The 23,451-nt window shown below is 64.6% G+C and carries 24 protein-coding genes; 15 read left to right on the top strand and 9 right to left on the bottom strand.

Annotated elements, in window-relative coordinates:
- Nucleotides 1-105 precede the first annotated feature (105 nt).
- The 3 genes from ACQ4OD_RS15150 to ACQ4OD_RS15160 all read right to left on the bottom strand — a co-directional run bounded on the left by ACQ4OD_RS15150 (nt 106) and on the right by ACQ4OD_RS15160 (nt 3,920).
- Nucleotides 106-1,647 (bottom strand): APC family permease, encoded by a 1,542-nt coding sequence (locus ACQ4OD_RS15150; protein WP_023631275.1) that lies wholly within the window; start codon nt 1,645-1,647, stop codon nt 106-108.
- 112 nt (nt 1,648-1,759) lie between these two features.
- Entirely contained in the window at nt 1,760-2,533 is a 774-nt protein-coding gene (locus ACQ4OD_RS15155) for a gamma-glutamyl-gamma-aminobutyrate hydrolase family protein (RefSeq protein ID WP_430944521.1), read from the bottom strand.
- A gap of 4 nt (nt 2,534-2,537) precedes the next feature.
- Nucleotides 2,538-3,920, bottom strand: coding sequence for a glutamine synthetase family protein (locus ACQ4OD_RS15160; protein WP_102684581.1), 1,383 nt, complete (start codon nt 3,918-3,920; stop codon nt 2,538-2,540).
- 207 nt (nt 3,921-4,127) lie between these two features.
- On the opposite strand from ACQ4OD_RS15160, the gene ACQ4OD_RS15165 reads away from it, so the two are divergent.
- From ACQ4OD_RS15165 to ACQ4OD_RS15185, 5 genes are all read left to right on the top strand, one after another.
- Nucleotides 4,128-5,003 carry a LysR family transcriptional regulator gene (locus ACQ4OD_RS15165; protein ID WP_102684582.1) on the top strand — a complete coding sequence of 292 codons (876 nt, stop codon included), beginning with the start codon at nt 4,128-4,130 and terminating at the stop codon, nt 5,001-5,003.
- Between the two features lie 280 nt (nt 5,004-5,283).
- Nucleotides 5,284-5,547 carry a DNA-directed RNA polymerase subunit omega gene (gene rpoZ / locus ACQ4OD_RS15170; RefSeq protein WP_008091595.1) on the top strand — a complete coding sequence of 88 codons (264 nt, stop codon included), beginning with the start codon at nt 5,284-5,286 and terminating at the stop codon, nt 5,545-5,547.
- Between the two features lie 59 nt (nt 5,548-5,606).
- Nucleotides 5,607-7,715 (top strand): bifunctional GTP diphosphokinase/guanosine-3',5'-bis pyrophosphate 3'-pyrophosphohydrolase, encoded by a 2,109-nt coding sequence (gene spoT, locus ACQ4OD_RS15175; RefSeq protein WP_102684583.1) that lies wholly within the window; start codon nt 5,607-5,609, stop codon nt 7,713-7,715.
- 23 nt (nt 7,716-7,738) lie between these two features.
- A complete protein-coding gene (locus ACQ4OD_RS15180) occupies nt 7,739-8,119 on the top strand; it encodes a RidA family protein (RefSeq protein WP_028689951.1) in 381 nt (126 codons plus the stop codon).
- A gap of 54 nt (nt 8,120-8,173) precedes the next feature.
- The gene (locus tag ACQ4OD_RS15185) at nt 8,174-8,899 is read left to right on the top strand and encodes a hypothetical protein (protein ID WP_139674859.1); all 726 of its coding nucleotides are present in this window, start codon (nt 8,174-8,176) and stop codon (nt 8,897-8,899) included.
- A 46-nt stretch (nt 8,900-8,945) separates the two neighbouring features.
- Here the strand turns inward: ACQ4OD_RS15185 and ACQ4OD_RS15190 are convergent, their stop codons facing one another.
- Nucleotides 8,946-9,803 carry an SDR family oxidoreductase gene (locus ACQ4OD_RS15190; protein ID WP_430944522.1) on the bottom strand — a complete coding sequence of 286 codons (858 nt, stop codon included), beginning with the start codon at nt 9,801-9,803 and terminating at the stop codon, nt 8,946-8,948.
- 191 nt (nt 9,804-9,994) lie between these two features.
- Here ACQ4OD_RS15190 and exbB point away from each other — a divergent pair, with 191 nt between their 5' ends.
- The 6 genes from exbB (at nt 9,995) to ACQ4OD_RS15220 (ending at nt 16,730) form a co-directional block, all read left to right on the top strand.
- On the top strand, nt 9,995-10,981 hold the full coding sequence (exbB, locus tag ACQ4OD_RS15195; RefSeq protein WP_046857595.1) for a tonB-system energizer ExbB: 987 nt from the start codon (nt 9,995-9,997) through the stop codon (nt 10,979-10,981).
- Nucleotides 10,982-10,984: 3 nt separating this feature from the next.
- A complete protein-coding gene (gene exbD, locus ACQ4OD_RS15200) occupies nt 10,985-11,413 on the top strand; it encodes a TonB system transport protein ExbD (protein WP_023632733.1) in 429 nt (142 codons plus the stop codon).
- Nucleotides 11,410-12,144: an energy transducer TonB gene (locus ACQ4OD_RS15205; protein ID WP_046857596.1), complete on the top strand. Its 735-nt coding sequence runs from the start codon at nt 11,410-11,412 to the stop codon at nt 12,142-12,144. Before exbD ends, ACQ4OD_RS15205 begins: the two co-directional genes overlap by 4 nt.
- A gap of 94 nt (nt 12,145-12,238) precedes the next feature.
- Nucleotides 12,239-13,165: a hydrogen peroxide-inducible genes activator gene (locus tag ACQ4OD_RS15210; protein WP_102684588.1), complete on the top strand. Its 927-nt coding sequence runs from the start codon at nt 12,239-12,241 to the stop codon at nt 13,163-13,165.
- A 4-nt stretch (nt 13,166-13,169) separates the two neighbouring features.
- Nucleotides 13,170-15,248 carry an ATP-dependent DNA helicase RecG gene (recG, locus tag ACQ4OD_RS15215; protein ID WP_430944523.1) on the top strand — a complete coding sequence of 693 codons (2,079 nt, stop codon included), beginning with the start codon at nt 13,170-13,172 and terminating at the stop codon, nt 15,246-15,248.
- Between the two features lie 78 nt (nt 15,249-15,326).
- Complete coding sequence (locus ACQ4OD_RS15220) at nt 15,327-16,730, top strand: aminoacyl-tRNA deacylase and HDOD domain-containing protein (RefSeq protein ID WP_430944524.1); 1,404 nt, start codon at nt 15,327-15,329, stop codon at nt 16,728-16,730.
- A gap of 91 nt (nt 16,731-16,821) precedes the next feature.
- Here the strand turns inward: ACQ4OD_RS15220 and ACQ4OD_RS15225 are convergent, their stop codons facing one another.
- The 4 genes from ACQ4OD_RS15225 to ACQ4OD_RS15240 all read right to left on the bottom strand — a co-directional run bounded on the left by ACQ4OD_RS15225 (nt 16,822) and on the right by ACQ4OD_RS15240 (nt 19,167).
- Nucleotides 16,822-17,199 (bottom strand): helicase, encoded by a 378-nt coding sequence (locus ACQ4OD_RS15225; protein WP_198755103.1) that lies wholly within the window; start codon nt 17,197-17,199, stop codon nt 16,822-16,824.
- A gap of 133 nt (nt 17,200-17,332) precedes the next feature.
- On the bottom strand, nt 17,333-17,629 hold the full coding sequence (locus ACQ4OD_RS15230; protein WP_046857600.1) for an HU family DNA-binding protein: 297 nt from the start codon (nt 17,627-17,629) through the stop codon (nt 17,333-17,335).
- 188 nt (nt 17,630-17,817) lie between these two features.
- On the bottom strand, nt 17,818-18,966 hold the full coding sequence (locus ACQ4OD_RS15235) for an NAD(P)/FAD-dependent oxidoreductase (protein WP_430944525.1): 1,149 nt from the start codon (nt 18,964-18,966) through the stop codon (nt 17,818-17,820).
- A gap of 33 nt (nt 18,967-18,999) precedes the next feature.
- Nucleotides 19,000-19,167, bottom strand: coding sequence for a rubredoxin (locus ACQ4OD_RS15240; RefSeq protein WP_023532601.1), 168 nt, complete (start codon nt 19,165-19,167; stop codon nt 19,000-19,002).
- Between the two features lie 193 nt (nt 19,168-19,360).
- Here ACQ4OD_RS15240 and ACQ4OD_RS15245 point away from each other — a divergent pair, with 193 nt between their 5' ends.
- Both ACQ4OD_RS15245 and ubiA read left to right on the top strand, forming a co-directional pair.
- Nucleotides 19,361-19,918: a chorismate--pyruvate lyase family protein gene (locus ACQ4OD_RS15245; RefSeq protein ID WP_430944526.1), complete on the top strand. Its 558-nt coding sequence runs from the start codon at nt 19,361-19,363 to the stop codon at nt 19,916-19,918.
- Entirely contained in the window at nt 19,918-20,808 is an 891-nt protein-coding gene (gene ubiA / locus ACQ4OD_RS15250) for a 4-hydroxybenzoate octaprenyltransferase (RefSeq protein ID WP_139674835.1), read from the top strand. The genes ACQ4OD_RS15245 and ubiA overlap by 1 nt, the downstream gene beginning before the upstream one ends.
- Before the next feature lie 54 nt (nt 20,809-20,862).
- On the opposite strand, the gene ACQ4OD_RS15255 is transcribed toward ubiA, so the two are convergent.
- Nucleotides 20,863-21,234: a COG4315 family predicted lipoprotein gene (locus tag ACQ4OD_RS15255; protein ID WP_139674832.1), complete on the bottom strand. Its 372-nt coding sequence runs from the start codon at nt 21,232-21,234 to the stop codon at nt 20,863-20,865.
- A 174-nt stretch (nt 21,235-21,408) separates the two neighbouring features.
- On the opposite strand from ACQ4OD_RS15255, the gene phoB reads away from it, so the two are divergent.
- Together phoB and phoR are read left to right on the top strand one after the other, a co-directional pair.
- Nucleotides 21,409-22,098, top strand: a complete 690-nt coding sequence (phoB, locus tag ACQ4OD_RS15260) for a phosphate regulon transcriptional regulator PhoB (RefSeq protein WP_003253341.1) — start codon at nt 21,409-21,411, stop codon at nt 22,096-22,098.
- Between the two features lie 72 nt (nt 22,099-22,170).
- Nucleotides 22,171-23,442, top strand: coding sequence for a phosphate regulon sensor histidine kinase PhoR (phoR, locus tag ACQ4OD_RS15265; protein ID WP_256582483.1), 1,272 nt, complete (start codon nt 22,171-22,173; stop codon nt 23,440-23,442).
- The last annotated feature ends 9 nt before the right edge of the window (nt 23,443-23,451 follow it).

The raw sequence follows: 23,451 nt of genomic DNA on the forward strand, positions 1-23,451 counted from the left end.
ATTCGCCGCGGTTCGTCGCCACGACAAGCCGGCTCCCACAAGGGTATGCAATCTCCTGTGGGAGCCGGCTTGCCGGCGATGGGCTGCAAAGCAGCCCCTTTTTCCTTACTCCTGCAGCTGCAACGTCGCCTGCTGACGCAGGGTAGCCCCCAGGAAGTACGCCGGCGCACGCAGCCGCGACAGCAGCATCAGCACGATGCCCAGCGCCGAAATGATCGCCGCGATCACGAATACCAGCCCCAGCCCACCCACATGCGAGCCGCTGCCAAAGTCTGGCGAGGCGCTGTCGATCGCCGTGCGCAGGAAGATCACCGACAGGATCAGGCCACCCACCAGCGGGCACACGCCGCGCATGAAGAAGTGGCGCACGCTGTCGAACAGGCTGCGGCGGAAGTACCACACGCAGGCGAAGGCGGTCAGTGAGTAATAGAAGCAGATCATCATGCCCAAGGCGGTGATGGTGTCGGCCAGCACGTTCTCGCTGAGGGTACGCATGGTCACGTAGAACAGACCTGCGGCAATACCGGCACAGATGGTCGCGTAGCGCGGCGTCTGCGAACGCGGGCAAACAGTGGCGAAGCGTTGCGGCACTGCGCCGTAGTAACCCATGGCAAGCAGGGTGCGCGCCGGCGAGACGAAAGTCGATTGCAGCGAGGCGGCGGTGCTGGCCAGCACCGCGATCGACATCAGGATCGCCAGCGGTCCCATCACCGGCCCGGCCAGGTGGGCGAACACGTTCTCCTGGATGCGCGGATTGTTCAGGCCCAGGCCGTGCTCACTGATCCCGGCAAACTGCAGGGTGGCGATGGCGGTGAGCAGGTACAGGCCGAGAATCAGCAGCACGGTCCAGGTTGCCGCCTTGCCCGGTACTTCATCGCTGCCGATCGACTCTTCGCTGACGGTCAGGCACACGTCCCAGCCCCAGAAAATGAAAATCGACAACGACAGGCCGGCGGCAAAGGCCGAGAACGACTCGACACCGAACGGGTTGAACCAGGCCAGGTCGAACGCCAGCGGCGGCGGCGCAGTGGTCTCGCCGAACGCTGCGAAGGCGAAGCCGATCAGCACCAGCAACTGCAAGGCCACCAAGCCGTACTGCACCGTCATGGTGGTGGCCATGCCGCGACAGCAGATCCACACCGCCAGGGCGATGAACACGCAACAGGTGGTGACGTTGATCAACAGGTTGTCCGCCAACGCGGCCAGCTCCTGGTTGCCGGTGATCTGGGCCAGGAACAGGTAGAAGAAGTCCACCGCCACGCCTGCCAGATTGGACAGCACGATGGTGGTGGCGACCACCAGCCCCCAGCCGCCGATCCAGCCGATCATCGGGCCGAAGGCCCGGGCCGACCAGGTGAAGGACGTGCCGCTGTCGGGCTCCGCCGAGTTCAGCTCGCGGTAGCCCAGGGCGACCAGCAGCATCGGCAGGAAGCCGACGATGAACACCGCCGGCAGGTGGGCGCCGACTTCACGCACGGTCGGGCCGAGCGCGCCAGTCAGGGTGTAGACCGGCGCAATGGTGGAAATGCCCAGCACGACGCTGGCCAGCAGACCGAGGCGGCCCTTGGCCAGGCCCTTGCTGCGCTGGGTGTTGCCCGAGTCGGCCGCCACGTCGGGGGGGCGGCCGGCTTCTGTGTAATCGCTCATGAGTATTTGCCGTAACTATTGGAATTGTTTTCACAGGCCCGCCGTAGCGGGCCCGCTTCCACTCATTGAAAGCTCACTGCCGGGGTGGGTCATCCGAGACTACCGGGTGACGTCAGAGGATCTTCTGGCGCACACCCTCCCGTGCAGCATGGGCAATGCAGGCCTCGCGGAACGCCTCGAACAGGCGCAGCGAAACCGGGTTTTCGGCGAAACGCCATTCAGGGTGCCACTGCACGCCGAGTACAAAGCCCGGCGCATCAGGCATCGACACCGCTTCGATCAGGCCATCCGGGGCCCGTGCCTCGACGCGCAGGCCCGGGGCCAGGCGGTCGATGCCCTGGCTGTGCAGCGAGTTGACCTCGAACCGCGCAGCCAGGCCCAGGCGCTCGAGCACCCCACCCGGCTGTATGCCGACGGGGTGACGAGGGCCGTATTGCACCTCCAGGGGTGCGTCCTCAGGTTCGCGGTGGTCCAGGTAGCCGGGCAATTCCTGCACCCGTTGGTGCAGGCTGCCACCGAGGGCCACGTTCAGTTCCTGGAAGCCACGGCAGATGCAGAACACCGGCACACCCGCGGCAATGGCCGCCTGCAGCAGCGGCAAGGTCAGGCGGTCACGTGCAAGATCGTGCTGGGTGCCTTCCGCGCTGGGCGCGCCATTGTAATGATGCGGCTCGACATTTGAAGGCGAACCGGTAAAAAGAATGCCATCGAGCCTGGCCAGCAGCGTCTGCGTGTCGCTGCCGCCGTCACGGGCCGGCAGGATCAGCGGCAGCCCGGCAAAGCCCGCGGCCTCGACATACTTGTCGCCCACCGTGTGCGACGAGTTCTTCCCCACCTGCTGGCGGCAGGCGCTGACACCGATCAAGGGGACCGCAATTGCGCTCATGGGCTTACACCGTGTGCAGGTACCAGTTGTACTCGAGGTCGGAGATCGACACTTCGAACTCGGCCAGCTCGCTTTCCTTGCAGGCCACGAAGATGTCGATGTAGTCCGGGCTGATGTATTGGTTGAGGACTTCGCTGTCATCCAGCGCGCGCAGGGCATCACGCAGGTTGTTCGGCAGGCTCTGCTCCAGCTGCTCGTACGAGTTGCCTTCGATCGGCGCGTCCGGCTCGACCTTGTTGGTCAGGCCGTGGTGGATGCCGGCGAGGATCGCCGCGAGCATCAGGTACGGGTTGGCATCGGCGCCGGCCACGCGGTGCTCGATGCGCACGTTCTCGCTGCTGTCGGTCGGCACGCGGACAGCCACCGTGCGGTTGTCCAGGCCCCAGCTCGGCGCGTTGGGCACATAGAACTGTGCACCGAAGCGACGGTACGAGTTGATGTTCGGGCAGAGGAATGCCATCGATGCCGGCATGGTTTCCAGCACGCCACCAATGGCGTGGCGCAGGGCGTCGCTTTGCAGCGGGTCGGCATTGGCGAAGATGTTCTTGCCGGTTTTCTTGTCCAGCAACGAAATGTGTACGTGCAGGCCATTGCCCGCCTGGCCCGGATAGGGCTTGGCCATGAAGGTGGAGTCCATCTCATGGTCGTAGGCGACGTTCTTGATCAGGCGCTTGAGCAGGATCGCGTAGTCACAGGCCTTCAGCGGGTCGGCGACGTGGTGCAGGTTCACCTCGAACTGCGCCGGGGCGCTTTCCTTGACGATGGCGTCGGCCGGCAAGCCCTGCTCCTTGGCAGCTTCGAGCATGTCCTGCAGGCAGTCGGCGTATTCGTCGAGATCGTCGATCAGGTACACCTGGGTCGACTGCGGGCGCTTGCCTGAAATCGGCGAGCGCGGCGGCTGCGGGCGACCGTTGAGGTTGTCCTGGTCGATCAGGTAGAACTCCAGCTCGAACGCGGCGCAGATATCCAGGCCCAGGTCGTCGAACTTGCTCACCACCTGGCGCAGCACTTCCCGCGGGTCGGCGAAAAACGGCGCGCCGTCCAGCTCATGCATGGTCATCAGCAACTGGGCGGTCGGGCGTTTCTGCCAGGGTTCGTCGCACAGCGTGCCGGCAATCGGGAAACAGATGCGGTCGGCGTCACCGATGTCCAGGCCCAGCCCGGTGCTTTCGACGGTCGAGCCGTTGATATCCAGGGCAAACAACGACGCCGGCAGGTTGATGCCCTTCTCGTACACCTTGTGCAGGCTGGCGCGCTCGATGCGCTTCCCGCGCACCACGCCGTTCATGTCGGAGATCAGCAGGTCGACGTACTGGGTATCCGGATGGGCATCCAGGAATTCATTCATCTCGCGGGAAGAACTGGCGCACGGGGAGACCGACGTCATGGCTGTACATCCTTTGATTCGGAGCGGCGATGTGGGAACTGCGGATGACGCCTTGTAGGGCGACGATGGTGCTGCTGTTGTTCTTTTCACTGGCCCATCGTTGGGGGCTGGTTGCCGACCGGCTGCATTGATTCCCGGGGGCCGTTCCACTATAAAATGGCCAAAACGCAACAGACATTGGCATTTAGGCAAGCAGAGCGTGCACCGATGCAATATCAGATCAACCATGCGGACCTTTCCCTGGTCCTGGCACTGGAGCGCGGCCGCTCGCTGGCCAAGGCAGCCGAACTGCTCAAGGTCGACGTTTCGACGGTGTTCCGCTCGATCCGCCGGCTGGAGTCGGCGCTGGGCACCGCCTTGTTCGTCAAGAGCCGTAAAGGCTACCTGCCCACCGACACCGCCCAGGCCCTGGCCGAGCAGGCCGAGCGCGCCGAACAGGCACTGGATGCGGCGCGCATCGCCCTGACCAGCGGCGAACAGGTGGTCAGCGGCACCGTGCGCCTGACCTGCACCGAGGCCGTGCTGCACAGCCTGCTGCTGCCGGCGCTGGCCGAGTTCATGCCCAACTATCCTGCGTTGTCGCTGGAGATGGGCACCTCCAACACCTTCGCCAACCTCAGCCGTCGCGATGCCGACATCGCCTTGCGCCTGACCAACACGCCGCCTGAGCATCTTGTCGGGCGCTGCCTGGGCTCGACCTCCTACGTGGTCTGCGGCCAGCCGGCGCTGCGCGAGCGGCTGCAGGAGGCGCCCCTGAGTGTGCCCTGGATCGCCCCCGACGATTCCATGCAGGACCACGCCACCGTGGTCTGGCGCAACCAGCAGCATCCCGGCCTGATCCCGCGCTACCAGTGCAGCGGCATGTCGACCATCGCCCAACTGGTGACCACCGGCCTGGGCGTGGCGGCGCTGCCCGACTACATGGTCCACGACCTGCCCGGCGTCGAGGCGCTGAGCGGCCCGCTGCCCGGCTGCGACACCCAGTTGTGGCTGCTGACGCGGCCCGATTGCCGTGCCCTGCGCTCGGTGCAGACGTTGTTCGAAGAGCTGACCCCGCGCCTGCGCGACGCAATGTTGCGTTAACGCGCCAAGGACGGTTGTGCCGGCGATGGACAGCACGCTATTGTCGGGCATCGGCGGTTGGCTGCAGTTGCCTGGATCGGCCCTATCGCGGGGCAAGCCCGCTCCCACGTTGCCCGATTCGGGAACACATGCGTGGGAGCGGGCTTGCCCCGCGATACAGGCGCCACAGGTACACCCGACAAAACAGTCCTTCCCTATTGGCTGGTGATTTTTTAAACTATCGAGTCCGCCTGCCCATTCTGGGCTGCACGCCTAACCGCATTTGCTACTGAGGAAGACCATGGCCCGCGTAACTGTTGAAGACTGCCTGGAACACGTGGATAACCGCTTTGAGCTGGTCATGCTCTCGACCAAGCGCGCCCGCCAGCTGGCTACCGGCGGCAAAGAGCCACGCGTTGCGTGGGAAAACGACAAGCCTACCGTCGTCGCCCTGCGTGAAATCGCCGAAGGCATCGTCACGCCAGAGTTCATCGCCGCCGAAGAGATCGTCACCGAGGATCCGGTATTCGCCGCGTTCGAGGACGAGAACAACGAGGCCGTCTGATTGATGCCCAGTCGACACCGTGCGGCGCAAGGCCCTCTTCTACTGCAAGAGGTGAAACCATGCCGGGTATAGAAGCCCTCGCCGAACGGCTGTCGACCTATCTGGGCCCCGAACAGGTCAACTTGGTTCGTCGGGCCTACTTCTACGCCGAACAGGCCCACGATGGCCAGCGCCGCCGCAGCGGCGAGCCCTACGTGACCCATCCGCTGGCGGTCGCCAGCATCCTCGCCGACATGCACATGGACCATCAGAGCCTGATGGCGGCCATGCTGCACGACGTGATCGAAGACACCGGCATCGCCAAGGAAGCCTTGAGCCAGCAATTCGGCGAGACCGTCGCCGAACTGGTCGACGGGGTCAGCAAGCTGACCCAGATGAACTTCGAGACCAAGGCCGAGGCGCAGGCCGAGAACTTCCAGAAGATGGCCATGGCCATGGCCCGCGATATCCGCGTGATCCTGGTCAAGCTGGCCGACCGCCTGCACAACATGCGCACCCTGGAAGTGCTCTCCGGCGAGAAACGCCGGCGCATCGCCAAGGAAACCCTCGAAATCTACGCCCCTATCGCCAACCGGCTGGGGATGCACACCGTGCGCGTGGAGTTCGAGGACCTCGGCTTCAAGGCCATGCACCCGATGCGCTCGTCGCTGATCCACCGGGCGGTGAAGGCCGCGCGCGGCAACCGCAAGGAAATCGTCGCCAAGATCGAGACCTCGCTGGCCAACTGCCTGGCCGCCGACGGTATCGAAGGCGAGGTCAGCGGCCGGCAGAAACACCTCTATGGTATCTACAAGAAGATGCGCGGCAAGCGCCGCGCCTTCACCGAGATCATGGACGTGTACGCCTTCCGCATCATCGTCGACAAGGTCGACACCTGCTACCGCGTGCTCGGCGCCGTGCACAACCTGTACAAGCCACTGCCGGGTCGCTTCAAGGACTACATCGCGATCCCCAAGGCCAACGGCTACCAGTCGTTGCACACCACGCTGTTCGGCATGCACGGGGTGCCCATCGAAATCCAGATCCGCACCCGCGAAATGGAAGAGATGGCCAACAATGGCATCGCCGCGCATTGGCTGTACAAGTCCAACGAGGAAGAGCAGCCAAAAGGCAGCCATGCCCGCGCCCGCCAATGGGTCAAAGGCATCCTCGAGCTGCAGCAGCGCGCCGGCAACTCGCTGGAATTCATCGAGAGCGTGAAGATCGACCTGTTCCCGGACGAGGTCTACGTCTTCACCCCCAAAGGCCGGATCATGGAGCTGCCCAAAGGCTCCACCGCGGTCGACTTCGCCTACGCGGTGCACACCGACGTCGGCAACAGCTGCATCGCCTGCCGCATCAATCGCCGCCTGGCGCCGCTGTCCGAGCCGTTGCAGAGCGGCTCCACCGTCGAGATCGTCAGCGCACCGGGCGCCCGGCCGAATCCGGCCTGGCTCAACTTCGTGGTCACCGGCAAGGCGCGCACGCACATCCGCCACGCTCTCAAACAGCAGCGCCGCTCCGAGTCCATCAGCCTTGGCGAGCGCCTGCTGAACAAGGTACTGACCGGCTTCGACAGCAGCCTGGAAAAGATTCCCCAGGAGCGTATCCAGTCGATCCTCACCGAGTATCGCCTGGAGCTGGTCGAGGACCTGCTCGAAGACATCGGCCTGGGCAACCGCATGGCCTACGTGGTCGCCCGACGCCTGTTGTCCGCCGAAGGCGAGCAGCTTCCGGCCCCGGAAGGCCCGCTGGCGATCCGCGGTACCGAGGGCCTGGTGCTCAGCTACGCCAAATGCTGCACGCCGATCCCGGGCGACCCGATCGTCGGCCACCTGTCGGCGGGCAAGGGCATGGTCGTGCACCTGGAAGACTGCCGTAACATCAGTGAAGTCCGCCATAACCCGGAGAAGTGCCTGCAGCTCTCCTGGGCCAAGGACATCACCGGCGAGTTCAACGTCGAGCTGCGCGTCGAGCTGGAACACCAGCGCGGCCTGATCGCCCTGCTGGCCAGCAGCGTCAATGCCGCCGACGGCAACATCGAGAAAATCAGCATGGACGAACGCGACGGCCGTATCAGCGTGGTCCAACTGGTGGTCAGCGTGCACGACCGCGTGCACCTGGCCCGTGTGATCAAGAAGCTGCGCACCTTGACCGGCGTGGTCCGCATCACCCGGATGCGTGCGTAGTCCGCCAACCGCAAGGAGTCATCATGAGCAAGACCGTCATCACCAGCGATAAAGCCCCTGCCGCCATCGGCACCTACTCGCAAGCGATCAAGGCTGGCAACACCGTGTACATGTCGGGTCAGATCCCGCTCGACCCGAAGACCATGGAGCTGGTCGAAGGCTTCGAAGCCCAGACCGTCCAGGTGTTCGAGAACCTGAAGTCGGTGGCTGAAGCTGCTGGCGGTTCGTTCAAGGACATCGTCAAGCTGAACATCTTCCTCACCGACCTGAGCCACTTCGCCAAGGTCAACGAGATCATGGGCCGTTACTTCGAACAGCCTTACCCGGCCCGCGCCGCCATCGGCGTGGCCGCGCTGCCGAAGGGTGCCCAGGTCGAGATGGACGCCATCCTGGTCCTCGAGTAATACCCCGGTGACGGGCCAAGGCCCGTCACCCCCTCCTGCCTCAAGGTTTTCACCATGCGCCACGCATTGCCTCTCACGCTGGCAGCCCTGCTCCTGGGCGGCTGCGCCAGCCACAAGCCTGAAGATTTCAACGGCACCTGGATCAACCAGGCCGCCATCGATGCCGCCAGCAAAGGCACCAGCCTGCGCCAGGCCCTGGATGCCAAGGGCCCGGTGTTCGAGTGGAAGATCGACGTCAAGAACCAGCAGGCCAGCTTCAGCAATGGCTTCGAGGCCGCCGACGGGCGCCTGAGCGCCAACGAGAAGGACTGGCAGGTCACCTTCGAAGGCGACCTGACCGAACAGCTCAAGCTCGATGGTGACGAACTCGTGGCGATCGACCCCTCCGGCCATGAGCAGACCTTCGTGCGCAGCAAGGCGTCAGAAGGCGCTGCACTGGGCGGCAGCTTCGAGAAGGCGCTGTACCAGCAATACCTGGGCGGCGACTGGAAGATCGTCGAGGGCCAGGGCAAGGGCGCGGTGGTGCGCTTCAGCGATACCGGCAACGTCACCGGCCTGCCCGGCCCGGACCGCTTTGCCCTGTGCCTGGCGGGTGACTGCGCGACCATGGGCGATGGCAACGACAGCCTGTGGCTGGAGCGCAACCAGCGTGGCGCCCCGTGGATCTTCAAGCGCGATGGCGACACCCTGGAGATCTTCCAGGCAGTCAACCGCGCCCAGCCGGATGAGATGCCGCAACTGACTGCCGGCGCCCGGCAGTGGGTGCTGGAAAAGGATTAGCCATCAGCGCGGCGACCCGACTGGCCCCGCGATGGGGCCGGCTCTCTCAACCACGCCCTTGGAGAATGGCCGCATAGCCTTCTTTATAGCTCGGATACTGCGGCACCCATCCTAGCGCCCGCGCCCGCGCATTGCTGCAACGCTTGCTGCCGGTACGCCGCACCCGCTGCTGGTCCGACCACTCGGTGACCCCCAGGTACTCGCGCAGCCAGCCCACCACGTCAGCCAGCGCTGCCGGGTCGTCATCGACACCGATATAGCAGTCGTCCAGCACCACGCCCCGGGCATCGGCCTGCAGCAGGTGCGCCAGCAAACCAGCGGCATCCTCGGCGTGAATCCGGTTGCCGTACAATGGCGGCTCCTCGGCCACTCGGTAGCCTTGGCGTACCTGACTCAGCAACCACTCACGTCCCGGCCCATAGATGCCGGTCAGGCGCACGATGCTGGCGGGGATGCCACTGCCCAGCGCCAGGCGCTCCGCCGCGAGCATCACCTTGCCCGAATACCCCTCGGGCGCGGTGGCTGCGGTCTCGTCGATCCATTCGCCATCCTGTTGTGCATAGACACTGCTGCTGGAAACGAACAGCAGGCGACGCGGCCGCTGACCCTTGCTCTCAAGCCAGCCAAGCACATGGCGCAAACCGTCGATATAGGCGGCCTGGTAGCCCGCTTCGTCATGCTGGCTGGCCGCCACGCAGTACACCAGGTAGTCCGGCGCGCGCGCGGGCCACGCTTCTGGCAGGCGCGGGTTCGCCAGATCGGCGGCAACGGGCCGCACCCCTTCGGGCAGGTCCCGCACCGACCGGCGCAGGCCATCGACCTGCCACCCATGGGCGAGCAACTGGCGGGCCAGACGGCCTCCCACATCGCCGCAGCCGACGATCAACGCACTCAGGTCCGACATCATGAAACTCCAAATCCAAAGGTTCACGCTAACCGGATTTAGCGATCAGCGGCTAGACAAAGGTTAAAAAAAGCGCTCTCCATTCTTTTGTTAACAAGAATTACTTGCAATAATGGCGGCCCTGTCTGTTCTCGGCCTGCTTCGAGGCCTTGAAGAACTCAACCCATTTCTCTTCATCAGGTCCGGCCAGCATGACACGTACTCAACCTTCCGCTTCGCCAACCCCGTCGCGCGCCTGGCGCGCCATTGCCGCGCTGATGTTCAGCCTGGTACTGGCCCCCGTGGCCATGGCCGATGAGCCCGCCGCCACTGCTGCCGCACCGGCAGCCGCCAGCGCCCCGGCCGCGCCAGCCGCCGAAGGCCAGGCACCGGTAGCCGCGCCAACCGACGCGCCTGCCGACGCCAACGCCCCAGTGGATGGCCAGGCACCGGCCGACGAGAACGTGCAGGCGATGGTCGAAGACACCTCGCTGGGCATGGCCCACGACCTGTCCCCATGGGGCATGTACAAGAACGCCGACGTGGTGGTGAAGGCCGTGATGATCGGCCTGGCCATCGCCTCGATCATCACCTGGACCATCTGGATCGCCAAAGGCTTCGAGCTGATGGGCGCCAAGCGCCGCCTGCGTGGCGAGATCGCCGCCCTGAAACGCTCGGTGAGCCTGAAAGAGGCCAGCGAGGTGTCGAACAAGGAAGGCACCCTGGCCCACACCCTGGTGCATGACGCCCTCGAAGAGATGCGCCTGTCGGCCAACGCTCGCGAGAAAGAAGGCATCAAGGAGCGCGTCAGCTTCCGCCTCGAGCGTCTGGTGGCCGCCAGCGGTCGCACCATGAGCAGCGGTACCGGCGTGCTGGCCACCATCGGCTCCACTGCCCCGTTCGTCGGTCTGTTCGGTACCGTGTGGGGCATCATGAACAGCTTCATCGGCATCGCCAAGACCCAGACCACCAACCTCGCCGTGGTCGCCCCAGGCATCGCCGAAGCCCTGCTGGCTACCGCGCTGGGCCTGGTCGCCGCGATCCCGGCCGTGGTCATCTACAACGTCTTCGCCCGCTCCATCGCCGGCTACAAGGCACAGGTGTCCGACGCCTCCGCCCAAGTCCTGCTGCTGGTCAGCCGCGATCTGGACCACCAGGGTGGCGAACGCGCCGCCCCGCACATGGTGAAAGTGGGGTAAGCCATGGGCCTGCATCTCAACGAAGGTGGCGACGACCTCGCCGAGAACCACGAAATCAACGTCACGCCGTTCATCGACGTGATGCTGGTGCTGCTGATCATCTTCATGGTTGCCGCGCCCCTGGCCACGGTCGATATCAAGGTCGACCTGCCCGCCTCGACCGCCAAGCCCGCGCCGCGGCCCGAGAAGCCGGTGTTCGTCAGCGTCAAGGCCGACAAGAAGCTCTACCTGGGCGACGACGAGGTGGCCCAGCGCGACCAGCTTGGCGCGATGCTCGACGCCAAGACCAAGGGCGACAAGGAAACCACCATCTTCTTCCAGGCTGACAAGGGCGTCGATTACGGCGACCTGATGGAAGTGATGAACACCATGCGTGCCGCTGGCTACCTCAAGGTCGGCCTGGTCGGACTCGAGACGGCAGCCAAGAAATGACGAAAACGCGCTCAAACATGGCGCGCTACGGTGGCAGCCTGGCGATCGTGCTGGGTGTGCACGCGGTCGCTGTGCTGCTGACGCTCAACTGGTCGGTGCCCCAGGCCCTCGAGTTGCCGCCGGCAGCGATGATGGTCGAGCTGGCACCGCTGCCAGAGCCTGCGCCACCGCCACCGCCCAAGGCCGCCCCGAAACCGCCGACGCCGATCGAGGAGCCGCCGCTGCCCAAGCTGGCAGAGGCGCCAAAGCCGAAGATCGCCATCCCCAAGCCGCCCAAGCCGAAGGCCAAGCCACAGCCGCCCAAGCCCGAGAAGAAGCTTGAGCCGCCGAAAGACGAGCCACCGGCCAAGGACGACGTCGCGGATACGCCGCCGAGCAACACGCCACCGCAGAAGTCGGCGGCGCCGCAGCCCAGCATCGCGTCCAACAGTAATGCCCTGCCGAGCTGGCAGAGCGACCTGCTGCGCCACCTGGCCAAGTACAAGAAGTACCCCGAGGACGCTCGCCGCCGTGGATTGCAGGGCATCAACCGCCTGCGTTTCGTGGTCGACGCCGAAGGCAAGGTAGTGTCGTACACGCTGGCCGGTGGTTCGGGCAGCGCGGCGCTGGACCGGGCCACGCTGGAGATGATCCGCCGTGCCGGTACGGTACCCAAGCCTCCGGCGGAGTTGCTGAACAATGGCACGATCGAAGTGGTTGCGCCGTTCGTGTACTCGCTGGACCGACGCTGACGTTTTTGTTTCTGTCACAAAACGGCAAGTCTGATAACGTGCGTCTATCGATTGCAGCCGCTATGCTGGGGCCGCAACTTCATGGACGCACGTTATGACCCTCACCGAACTTCGCTACATCGTTACCCTCGCGCAGGAGCAGCACTTCGGCCACGCGGCCGAGCGTTGCCACGTCAGCCAACCGACCCTGTCGGTGGGCGTGAAGAAGCTCGAGGACGAACTCGGCGTGCTGATCTTCGAGCGCAGCAAGAGCGCAGTGCGCCTCACGCCGGTCGGCGAGAGCATCGTCGCCCAGGCGCAGAAGGTACTGGAGCAGGCTCAGGGCATCCGCGAGCTCGCCCAGGCCGGCAAGAACCAGCTGACCGCCCCGCTCAAGGTCGGCGCCATCTACACCGTCGGCCCCTATCTCTTCCCGCACCTGATCCCGCAACTGCACCGCGTGGCGCCGCAGATGCCGTTGTACATCGAAGAGAACTTCACCCATGTGCTGCGCGAAAAGCTGCGCAACGGCGAACTGGACGCGGTGATCATCGCCCTGCCGTTCAACGAGGCCGACGTGCTGACCCTGCCGCTGTACGACGAACCGTTCTGTGCGCTGATGCCGGCCGACCATCCCTGGACCGCCAAGGACACCATCGACACCGCCATGCTCAACGACAAGAGCCTGCTGCTGCTGGGCGAGGGGCATTGTTTCCGCGACCAGGTGCTCGAAGCCTGCCCGACACTGAACAAGGGCGGCGAAGCCTCCAAGCACACCACGGTCGAGTCCAGCTCACTGGAAACCATCCGCCACATGGTCGCCTCCGGCCTGGGCGTCTCGATCCTGCCGCTGTCGGCCGTACACAGCCATCACTATGCACCGGGCGTCATCGAAGTTCGCCCGCTGACCGCGCCCGCACCGTTCCGCACCGTGGCCATCGCCTGGCGCGCCAGCTTCCCGCGGCCGAAGGCCATCGAGATCCTCGCCGACTCGATCCGCCTCTGCTCGGTGGCCAAGCCGCCCGTGGAACAACCGGCCTGAACCCATGACCGAGCTGTCGAACGTCCCGGTCACCACGCTCAAGGGTGTTGGTGAAGCCATGGCAGAGAAACTCGCCAAGGTCGGTCTGGAGAACCTGCAGGACCTGCTGTTCCACCTGCCGTTGCGCTATCAGGACCGAACCCGCGTAGTCCCCATCGGCCAACTGCGTCCCGGCCAGGACGCGGTGATCGAGGGCGTGGTCAGCGGGGCTGACGTGACCATGGGCAAGCGCCGCAGTCTGGTGGTGCGCCTGGGCGATGGCAGCGGCACGCTAAGCCTGCGCTTCTACCATTTCAGCAATGCGCAGAAGGAGGGCCTCAAGCGTGGCACCCACCTGCGTTGCTATGGCGAAGCACGTCCGGGCGCCTCGGGCCTGGAAATCTACCACCCCGAATACCGTGCGCTGAACGGCGAAGAAGCGCCACCGCCGGTCGAACAGACGCTGACGCCGATCTACCCGACCACCGAAGGCCTCACTCAACAACGCCTGCGTCTGCTCTGCCAGCAGAGCCTGAGCCTGCTCGGCCCGCGCAGCCTGCCCGACTGGCTGCCCGACCAACTGGCCCGCGACTACCAATTGGCGCCGTTGAGCGATGCCATCCGCTACCTGCACAACCCGCCTGCCGACGCCGACCTCGACGAACTTGCCGAGGGCCATCACTGGGCCCAGCACCGCCTGGCCTTCGAGGAGCTGCTGACCCATCAGCTCTCCCAGCAGCGCCTGCGTGAGAGCCAGCGCAGCCTGCGTGCGCCGGTATTGCCCAGGGCTACCCGCCTGCCAGCGCAATACCTGGCCAACCTCGGCTTCAACCCGACAGGTGCCCAGCAGCGCGTCGGCAACGAGATCGCCTACGACCTCAGCCAACCCGAACCGATGATGCGCCTGGTACAGGGTGACGTGGGCGCCGGCAAGACCGTGGTCGCCGCCCTCGCGGCGCTGCAGGCCCTGGAGGCTGGCTACCAGGTGGCGCTGATGGCCCCCACCGAGATCCTCGCCGAGCAGCATTTCATCACCTTCAAACGCTGGCTCGAGCCGCTGGGTATCGAAGTCGCCTGGCTGGCCGGCAAGCTCAAGGGCAAGGCTCGCGCCAGCGCCCTGGAGCAGATCGCCAATGGCGCGCCCATGGTGGTCGGTACCCACGCGCTGTTCCAGGACGAGGTGCAGTTCAAGCACCTGGCCCTGGCGATCATCGACGAACAACACCGTTTCGGCGTGCAGCAGCGCCTGGCCCTGCGCAAGAAGGGCGTCATGGGCCAGCTGTGCCCGCACCAGCTGATCATGACCGCCACGCCGATCCCCCGCACCCTGGCCATGAGCGCCTACGCCGACCTGGACACCTCGGTCCTCGACGAGCTGCCCCCCGGGCGTACCCCGGTGAATACCGTGCTGGTCGCCGACAGCCGCCGTTTCGAAGTGGTCGAGCGAGTCCGCGCCGCTTGTGCCGAAGGGCGCCAGGCCTACTGGGTGTGCACCCTGATCGAGGAATCCGAGGAACTGACCTGCCAGGCGGCCGAGAGCACCTTCGAAGAGCTGGGCAGCGCCCTGGGCGAGCTGCGCGTGGGCCTTATCCACGGGCGCATGAAGCCTGCGGAAAAAGCGGCGGTCATGGCCGAGTTCAAGGCCGGGGAGCTGCAACTGCTGGTCGCCACCACGGTGATCGAGGTCGGTGTCGACGTGCCCAATGCCAGCCTGATGATTATCGAGAACCCCGAGCGCCTGGGCCTGGCGCAGTTGCACCAGCTGCGCGGCCGGGTCGGCCGGGGCAGCGCGGCAAGCCACTGCGTGCTGCTCTATCACCCGCCACTTTCGCAGATCGGCCGCGAACGCCTGGGCATCATGCGCGAAACCAACGATGGTTTCGTCATTGCAGAGAAGGATCTGGAGCTGCGCGGCCCCGGTGAAATGCTCGGGACTCGCCAGACCGGCCTGCTACAGTTCAAGGTCGCCGACCTGATGCGCGACGCCGACCTGTTGCCGGCCGTACGCGACGCCGCCCAGGCCCTGCTGGCACGCTGGCCCGACCACGTCAGCCCGCTACTCGACCGCTGGTTGCGCCACGGCCAACAATATGGCCAGGTGTGACGCCCGTCCCATAATGGATCCAGCTTGGCGGTCAGGCTGGTTATACTTCGCGTTTACAGAAATGATTGGATACAGGCCATGACTGAAGTTGCCCTGGATACCGCAACCCTACACGCACCGTCTGTCATCCGGCAGTTGCTCGAAAAGCTCGACGTCAGCTTCCGCGAGGTGCCCGAGCACCCCGGGCTGCCGGCCAACTCGCGCGTACAGGCCGTACTGCTCGATGACGAGATCGGTGCCTTGATGGTGCTGTTCCCGCAAAGCCAGTTGCTGGACCTCAAGCGCCTCGAGGAGTTGACCGGCCGCAAGCTAAAGGCCGTGCCGCTGGAGCGCTTGAAGCAGATGCTCGACAAGCATCATCTCAAGGCCCTGCCCGCCATTCCCGCATTGACCAGCTCGCCGTGCCAGTACGAAAAGAGTTTGCTCGACAACGAAACCCTGCTGATCCAGTCCGGTGAAGCCGGGCTGCTCCTGGAAATTGGCCGGACGGCTTTCAAGAAAATGCTGGTCAAGGCCAGCGCCAGCACCTTCGGCCAGCCGATCAGCGATATTCGCCTCAGTTTCGATCAGTTGGACGGCCCTCCCAGGGAAGTCATCCGCGCGGTCCAGGCTTTCACCGCCCGCCGCATCCAGCAACGCCTGGAGCAGACCATCGAAATTCCGCCGCTGGCCGACACCGCGCAGAAGATCATCAAGCTGCGCGTCGACCCCAATGCCAGCATCGACGACATCACCGGTGTAGTCGAAACCGACCCTGCCCTGGCCGCACAGGTCGTCAGCTGGGCGGCATCACCCTACTACGCATCCCCCGGCAAGATCCGTTCGGTGGAAGATGCCATCGTCCGGGTATTGGGCTTCGACCTGGTGATCAACCTGGCCTTGGGCCTGGCCCTGGGCAAGACCCTGAGCCTGCCCAAGGACCACCCGCAACAGGCCACGCCGTACTGGCAGCAGTCGATCTACACTGCGGCGGTGATCGAGGGCCTGACCCGCGCCATGCCGCGCGCAGAGCGCCCGGAAGCAGGCCTTACCTATCTCGCCGGGCTGCTGCACAACTTCGGCTACCTGCTGCTGGCCCACGTCTTCCCGCCACATTTCTCGCTGATCTGCCGCCATCTGGAGGTCAACCCGCACCTGTGCCACAGCTATGTAGAACACCACTTGCTGGGGATCAGCCGTGAACAGATCGGTGCCTGGCTGATGAAGCTGTGGGACATGCCTGACGAACTCTCCACAGCCTTGCGTTTCCAGCATGACCCGACCTATGACGGTGAGCACTCGGCCTTCCCGAACCTGGTGTGCCTGGCTATTCGCCTGCTGCGCTCGCGCGGGATTGGTTCGGGACCACAGGGCGAGATCCCGGATGCCCTGCTCGAGCGCCTGGGACTGACCCGGGACAAGGCGCAAGAGGTGGTGAACAAGGTGCTGGAGGCCGAGGCGTTGCTACGTGAGCTGGCCTCGCAGTTCCACGCGCCGCATTGATGTGTTGGGGGCGCCTTGCGCCCCTTTTTGCCAGCCAGCCCGCTCTGTGGGAGCTGGCTTGTCGTGGCGACAAACCGCAGCCCCGGTGATCTCAGCCCTTTTTCTTCTTCGGTTTCAGGTACTTCATCAAGCCCTGGAACCAGATCACCAGCGCCGGATTGCCCTTGATCTGGATGTTTTTCTCCTGAATCCCCTGCATGAACGCCAGCTGCTTGTTACCGGCCTGCAGCGTGGCGAAACCGTAGGCGGCATCCTTGAAGGCAATGGCGAACGCCGGCTGCGGGTGCAGGCCGCCCTTGCTGCTGATGCGCAGGTCCTTGACGATGAAGTGCCGGGCAACCTTGCCGTCGAGCGTCTGCATCTGGAAGACCAGGTCCTTGTCCTGCAGCTGCTGCTGGAACGCCGGGTTGTTGCGGCTGGCCTTGGCCATCAGCAAGCCCATGGCCCAGAGAAGAAAACGAAACTTCATCAACGCGCCTCGAGTGAAAAATGACTGAGTCGCGCAGTTTATCCGTTTATCGCCCTGTTTATGCAAGTTCGCCGCATTTGCTTACCAGAAACACAACGGGCGCCTTAAGGCGCCCGTCTCGATGGCTTGTCGATCACTTTTTCTTGGCAGGCTTGGCCGGTGCGTTGACGCTGTCACGCAGGCCCTTGCCAGGCTTGAAGGCGACAGTGTTGCTGGCCTTGATCTTGACCGGCTCGCCCGTCTGCGGATTCTTGCCGGTGCGGGCACCGCGGTGGCGTTTTTCGAAGGTGCCGAAGCCGACCAGGGTGACGGTGTCCTTGTCGAGTGCGCCGGTGATGCTGTCGAGAATCGCGTTGAGGACCTGGTTGGCCTTTTCCTTGGTCAGATCGGCCTTTTCGGCGATGACGGCGGCGAGTTCTGGTTTACGCATAGTGAAGCCTCTTTGACGGGATTTCTTGTTGTTATGCCGTGCTGCCGAAGGGAGCAGCGTTCAAGGCACCGCAGGCTCTAGGCTGCGGCAGACGCCAGTGAGGATGGCACGCCGACCGGGGCCGCGCCAGTATCTGGGCGGCCATTGTCGCGGCAAGAACAGGATAATTCCGACAGAACGCCCGCTATTTATGCCATCAAGGGTGGCAACTGGCGATTCAACGCCAGTTTCTCCATGACTGCGCCGCCGGTCAGGGCGTAGCCCAGCAGCTGGCCATCGGCGCCATGGCAGAGCACTTTCAGGTCGCCACCACTACCTTCCACCAGCCAGGTGCCCTCGTGGCCTGCCGGCACGGGGGACACCACCAGCGGACAGGCCGGGGTCTTCACGGTGACCGGCATTGGCCCATAGGCCACCGCGGTCGGGTTGCCGGACAGGGTCTGGGCCAAGGCACGGGCACAGGTCATCAATGGCATGACGTACAGCAGGTTGATACCATCGACCTCGGCGCAGTCGCCCAGGGCGAAGATGTTGGCGTGAGAAGTGCGCAGCTGGCGATCCACCACCACCCCGCGGTTGACCTGCAGGCCCGCTGCGGCCGCCAGGTCGGTGCGCGGCCGCAGGCCGATCGCAGACACCACCAGGTCGCACGGGATGACGCTGCCGTCGGACAGGTGCGCCTCCAGTGCCGCCCCGGAGCGTTGCAGGCGGGTCAGCACCGGGCCGAGATGGAAACGCACCCCCAACCCTTCCAGGCCTGCCTGCACCGCGGCGGCCGCCGCAGGGTGCAGCAAGGTCGGCATTACCTGTTCGCACGGCGCCACGATCTCGCACTGCAGGCCACCCAAGGTGAGGTCGTTGGCGAATTCGCAGCCGATCAGGCCGGCGCCGAGGATCAGCACCCGTTGCTTGCCTGCGGCAGCGGCACGAAAACGTGCGTAGTCCTCAAGGTCGTTGATCGGGAAGACCAGCTCGCCCGCATCGCCTTCCACAGGTACCTGCACAGTCTGCGCGCCCCAGGCCAGTACCAAGTCGCGGTACGCCACCGCTTCTTCGCCGATCCACAGGCGCTTGTGGCCGGGGTCGATGCCGCTGATGCGGGTGTGGGTGCGGATCTCGGCCTTGAGCTGCTCGGCCATGGCGCCCGGTTCGGCCATGCACAGGCCGTCGGCGTCCTTCTGCTTGGCAAAGCCGGTGGACAGCATCGGCTTGGAGTAGGAGCGACCGTCGTCAGCGGTGATCAGCAGCAGCGGCGTGTCGCCGTCCAGCTTGCGAAACTCTCGCGCCAGGTTATAACCGGCAAGACCGGTACCAATGATCACCACGGGGGACGTCATGTCGTGCGTTCCTTGTTCAAACCAGGGTTGCGATCAGCCAATGGCGATCATTTCGAAGTCACTCTTGCCTACGCCACAATCAGGGCACAGCCAGTCTTCCGGCACGTCTTCCCAGCGAGTGCCGGGGGCGATGCCGTCGTCCGGCCAGCCGTCCGCTTCGTCATAGATCAGGCCACAGACAATACATTGCCACTTTTTCATCGGGTGCTGTTCCTCGGTCAGGCTCATTGGTGCGTTGCAGTTGGTGGCCTGGTCGCGGGGCACGCCCGCGCCTGCAAGTGACCACCGTGCAATCTCTGGTCGGCTTTTGTACTGGGCCTGCTGGCAGTATGCAAGCCAGGACGGCAATCATGCTAAGCTCGCCGCCTCTCTGGCCTGTATCAAGCATACCGACGTGCCGTACGAAACCCCGCAAGCAGCCGCTGTCGCGTGGCTGGCGTATCCGCAACTGGCGCCCCTGCCCGATCAGCCGACCCTGAACTGGCTGTTCGATGAAGGCTCCCTGACCCGTCGCCTGACCGGTCTGTCCCATGACCACTTCAGCGTCACTCCTTTGTTCGAGGGCTGGCAGCCACTGCGTGACGATGAATGCGCCGCGTTGGGCCTGCGGCCTGGCGCGCAGGGCTGGGTGCGCGAGGTCTACCTGCGCGGCCATGACCATCCCTGGGTGTTCGCTCGCAGCGTGGCCAGCCGCACGGCGCTGGAACGCGGCGGGCTCGACCTGGAGACCCTGGGCAGCCGCTCGCTGGGCGAGCTGCTGTTCTGTGACCAGGCGTTCGTCCGCCACCCTATCGAAGTATGTAGTTATCCACAGGGCTGGCTGCCCGCCGAGGTCGCCAGCGCCGGGCTGTGGGGACGGCGCTCGCGCTTCGAACGCGACGGCCTCGACCTGCTGGTGGCCGAGGTGTTCCTGCCCGCCCTGTGGCACGCGGTCAAGGAGGAAAAACGCTGATGTACCTGCAACTGCTCAAGTCGCTCAACCACCTTCACCCGCGCGCCTGGGACTTTGTCCAGCTCAGCCGCATGGACCGCCCCATCGGCATCTATCTGCTGCTGTGGCCGACGCTGTCGGCGGTGTGGATCGCCGGCAACGGCTCGCCGACCCTGGCCAACGTGCTGATTTTCGGCCTCGGCGTGGTGCTGATGCGTGCCGCCGGCTGCTGCATCAACGACTTCGCCGACCGCAAGGTGGACGGCCACGTCAAACGCACCGCCGACCGGCCACTGGCCAGCGGCCGGGTAAAGCCCCGCGAAGCACTCATGCTGTGCGCTTTGCTGGTGGGGGTGAGCTTCCTGTTGGTGTTGTGCACCAACGCAACAACAGTATGGCTGTCGTTCGGCGCGGTGGCCCTGGCCTTCTGCTACCCGTTCATGAAGCGCTACACCTACTACCCGCAGGTGGTGCTGGGCGCGGCGTATTCCTGGGGAATCCCGATGGCTTTCACCGCCGCGGGTGGCGAACTGCCGGCCAGCGCCTGGCTGCTGTACATCGCCAACCTGCTGTGGACGGTGGGGTATGACACCTACTACGCCATGGTCGACCGTGACGACGACCTGAAGATCGGCGTGAAATCCACCGCCATCCTGTTCGGCGAGGCAGACCGGGTGATCATCCTGAGCCTGCAGTTGCTGTCGCTGGGCTGCCTGCTCCTGGCGGGCAACCGCTTCGAACTGGGCGGCTGGTTCCACCTGGGGCTGCTGGCGGCGGCGGTATGCTTCGCCTGGGAATTCTGGTCGACGCGCAAGCTGGACCGCGAGTCGTGCTTCAAGGCGTTCCTGCACAACCACTGGGCGGGGTTGTTGATCTTCATGGGTGTGGTGCTGGACTACGCGCTGCGCTGAAATTGTGCAGGCCAATGGTGGGAGCGGCCGAGCGGCGCTCCCACGCCTGGTGCATCAAGGCTTGGCGACGTGCCAGACATCCTTCATGCCATCGCCGGTGGTCTCGCCGGCCTTCTTGTCCTTGACGAAGGTGTATAGCGGCTTGCCGTCATAGGCCCACTGCATCGAGCCATCCTCACGGGTGACGTGGGTCCACTTGTCCTTCGGCGCCTCGTCGTCCTTCTTGACCATCAGCGGCGGCCAGTTCTTGGCGCACTCACCATTGCACATGGACTTGCCACCAGCGTCCTTGTCAAAGGTGTACAGCGTCATGCCATCGTGGTCGACCCACATGCCATCCTTCTCCATGGCGTGATGAGCCGACGCCACCCCCGGCACTGCCAGCGCAGCGCAAAGGGCCATCCAGCTCAGCGTATGTCGTGTCATTGGAATCACCATTGTTCAGGGGTGGATTGAATGTTCGCGGCCGCCCTCGCGGCCCCTTGTAGCCTAGTCCAGTCACGCAATGTCGCCAGAACCGCCCACGCCCTGTCACACAGCTGCAATAATTTCGTTATCTAATGCGGGCCAAGACATCGTTCCTGGGAGAGGTAATTGAGCATGGTTGGCAGAAACATTCTGATCGTCGACGACGAAGCGCCTATCCGCGAGATGATCGCCGTTGCATTGGAAATGGCCGGCTATGACTGCCTCGAGGCCGAGAACTCGCAACAGGCCCACGCCATCATCGTCGACCGCAAGCCGGACCTGATCCTGCTCGACTGGATGCTACCGGGCACATCCGGCATCGAGCTGGCCCGCCGCCTCAAGCGCGACGAGCTGACCGGCGACATCCCGATCATCATGCTCACCGCCAAGGGTGAAGAGGACAACAAGATCCAGGGCCTGGAAGTCGGCGCCGACGACTACATCACCAAGCCGTTCTCGCCCCGTGAACTGGTGGCGCGCCTGAAGGCCGTGCTGCGCCGCACCGGCCCAAGCGACAGCGAAGCGCCGATCGAAGTCGGCGGCCTGCTGCTCGACCCGATCAGCCACCGCGTGACCATCGATGGTAAACCGGCCGAGATGGGCCCCACCGAGTACCGCCTGCTGCAGTTCTTCATGACTCACCAGGAGCGCGCATACACCCGCGGCCAGTTGCTCGACCAGGTCTGGGGCGGCAACGTCTATGTCGAGGAGCGCACCGTCGACGTGCATATCCGCCGCCTGCGCAAGGCACTGGGTGAAGCCTACGAAAATCTGGTACAAACCGTCCGCGGCACTGGCTATCGCTTCTCGACCAAAAGCTGATCGAAGCCCAAGCGCCCGCTGTACAAGGACTGTCAATTGAACCAGAACTGGCACGCGACCCTGATTCGCCACATGCTCCTGCTGATCACCGTCTGCCTGATCGGCGGGCTGGTCAGCGGTTACTATGGCTGGAGCCTGGCCATCGGCTTGGCCTTCTACCTGGGCTGGACACTGAAGCAGTTGCTGCGCTTGCACGACTGGTTGCGCAATCATCAACCCGATGAAGCGCCACCCGATGGCTACGGCCTGTGGGGCGAAGTGTTCGACAGCATCTATCACCTGCAGCGCCGCGACCAGCGCGTGCGTGGCCGCCTGCAGGCAGTGATCGACCGGGTCCAGGAGTCCACCGCTGCCCTTCGCGATGCGGTGATCATGCTCGACAGCGACGGCAACCTTGAGTGGTGGAACCGCGCCGCCGAGACCCTCCTGGGCTTCAAGACCCCGCAGGACGGCGGCCAGCCGGTGACCAACCTGGTGCGCCACCCGCGCTTCAAGGAGTACTTCGAGTCGGAGAACTACGCCGAGCCGCTGGAGATCCCTTCGCCGATCAACGACCGCCTGCGCGTGCAACTGCACCTCACCCGCTACGGCAACAACGAGCACCTGATGCTGGTGCGCGACGTGACCCGCATCCACCAGTTGGAACAGATGCGCAAGGACTTCGTGGCTAACGTTTCCCACGAGCTGCGCACGCCATTGACAGTGATCACCGGCTACCTCGAGACGCTGCTGGACAACGTCGAGGACGTGAACCCGCGCTGGAGCCGGGCCTTGCAGCAGATGAGCGCGCAAGGCTCACGCATGCAGACGCTGCTCAACGACCTGTTGCTGTTGGCCAAGCTCGAAGCTACCGACTATCCCTCGGACAACCAGCCAGTGCTGGTCGACACCCTGCTCACCGCCATCAAGAACGACGCCCAGGCCCTGTCCGGCCCGCGCAACCAGCGGATCAGCCTGGAAGCAACGCCTGGCATACGCCTCAAAGGCAGCGAGTCGGAGCTGCGCAGCGCGTTCTCCAACCTGGTGTTCAACGCGGTCAAGTACACCCAGGACGAAGGCAATATCCGCATCCGCTGGTGGGCCGACGAACAAGGCGCGCACCTCAGCGTGCAGGACTCGGGGGTCGGTATCGAGGCCAAGCACCTGCCACGCCTGACCGAACGCTTCTACCGCGTCGATTCCAGCCGAGCCTCCAACACCGGCGGCACCGGGCTGGGCCTGGCGATCGTCAAGCATGTGCTGATGCGCCATCGCGGGCGCCTGGAGATCAGCAGCGTGCCGGGCCATGGCAGCACCTTCACCTGTCATTTTGCGCCAGCACAATTGGTCGTGAACAAGGGCTGAGATCCGAGG

Origin of the sequence: Pseudomonas sp. WC1 (genome assembly GCF_050586565.1) — a bacterium.
Classification (GTDB): Bacteria; Pseudomonadota; Gammaproteobacteria; order Pseudomonadales; family Pseudomonadaceae; genus Aquipseudomonas.